We start from the raw sequence: 1,868 nt of genomic DNA on the forward strand, positions 1-1,868 counted from the left end.
CCAGGCACCCACGACGACACCGTCAGGGAATAGGTGCCCGCACTGCCCACCGGGGGCGTCCCGCTGAAGGTCAAGGTGCTGGCGTTGAAGGACAGCCACGACGGCAACGCCACCCAGGCCGACCCGTTCCAATAGCTGGCCGAATACTGCGGCGTGAGTCCATTGGCACTGGTGGCGCCCGGTTCGGTAAAGCTGAAGGGGCTGTTGTAGGCCACGGTCTGGTTGGTGGCGCCCGCCGTAAACACCGGCAACACCGTCGGCACGGTCACCGTGAACGTGCTGCTGACGCTGCGTCCCAGTACGTCCGTGGCGGTCACGGTGACGGTGCTGCTGCCGGCCGGGGTGGGCACCGGCGGGGCGCCGGTGAAGGTGCCAGTGCTGGCGTTGAAGCTCAGCCAGCTGGGTAGGCCGGTGGCGGTAAAGGTCAGCCCCATGCCGAGCGGATCGGTGAAACTACCCGCCACGGTGTAGCTCAGCGGTGTGGCGCCGGGCGCCACCGATTGCGCAACCAAGGCCGTGCCCAACACCGGACCACCACCGCCCAGCGGAATCGGTGTGGCGGCCACGCCGTTGGCGTCATAGGCGCTGCGCGTGAACACCCCACGGCGATTACCGTCAGCGTCATACACATACACGCTGCGCATGGTGGCCACCGGTGAAGCACCCGCCGTGTTTTCGTCGGTCACTTCCTGTAGCCGGTTATGGCTGTCGTAGCCAATCACGATCTGCGAGCTGACCGCCGTGCCACCACCGTCCTGGGTGCTGATGGTCTCCAGCGTTTCATTGCCGTTGGTGTCGTAACCAAAGCCATAGGTCGAGGTGACCGTGCTGCTACCGCTGGTGACCGCTTCGGTCAAGCTGGCGAGTGCGCCATTGGCTTCGTAACCGAATGTCAGCGTGGAGGTCGTCGTGGCGCTGGGACCGCTCGGCGCCCAGTTGCTGGTTTCCTTGGTCAGGAGGCCCGAGTTGGCGTCATAGGTGTAGGTGTAGGTCGCATTGCTTTCGTCGATGTGCGTCTGCACCTGCTTGAAGTAGTTGTACGTCCAGCTTTGCGTGTTGCCGTCCGCATCCGTCTGATGGATCAAGTTGCCGTTGACGTCGTAGACGTAGGTGGTGGTTTCGTTGAGCGGCGTGGTGCTGGTCAGCACACGGTGCTGGCTGTCGTAGGTGTAGGTGATGGTGTTGCCGAGCGCATCGGTGGACTGCAGGCGATCGCCATTGGCGTTGAGCGCGTAGGTACTCTGCATAACGGGTGCGAGCACTGTCGCGCCAGCACTATTGACCGTGACCTTAAAGTAGCCCTGACCGATGATCTGGTTGAGGTTGTCGTAGTTGGTAAAGGTGATGTTGGCCTGCGTACCGGCAGCCGTTTGCACCGGCGGCGTTTGGCTGGCGACGGCGCGACCAAGGGCATCGTAGGCGGTGTAAGTGCGGGCCCCGAGGTTGTCCTGCGTAATCGTCTTGTTCCCGACCGCGTCATACGCGTACCACGAGGTATTGCCGTTCTCGTCCGTGACGCCCATCAATTCGCCGGCAACGTTGTAGTACCACTCCTTGGACGGATTGACCCAGCTGTCACCACCCGTCGCCGAGGCCACCAGGACGCTGGCCTCGGTTTCGACGGTGACCTGGTTCTGGCTGTCATAGTAGTAGGCGGTGGTATTGCCGTTGGCGTCGGTCTTGGACGTGACGTTGCCCCAGCGGTCATAAGCGTAGGTGACTTGCGTGCCGGCGGTGACGCCGCTGGCGGTGTTGGTGCTGGGCATGCGCTGCTGGACCATGTTGCCGCCCAAATCCACCCAGTTATGCGTCAAGGTGTTAGCCGTGCCGCCCGTCACGGTGGATTCGTCCACCACCAGGTGGCCAGC

The 1,868-nt window shown here is 63.2% G+C and carries 1 protein-coding gene; it reads right to left on the bottom strand.

The window, feature by feature from the left end; genetic code table 11:
* Positions 1-1,868, bottom strand: a 1,868-nt coding sequence (locus tag QQJ96_RS04530; RefSeq protein WP_284330772.1) for a putative Ig domain-containing protein, incomplete at both ends; no start/stop codon positions are given.

The organism is Dyella flagellata, from assembly GCF_030160275.1.
Lineage (GTDB): Bacteria > Pseudomonadota > Gammaproteobacteria > Xanthomonadales > Rhodanobacteraceae > Dyella_B > Dyella_B flagellata.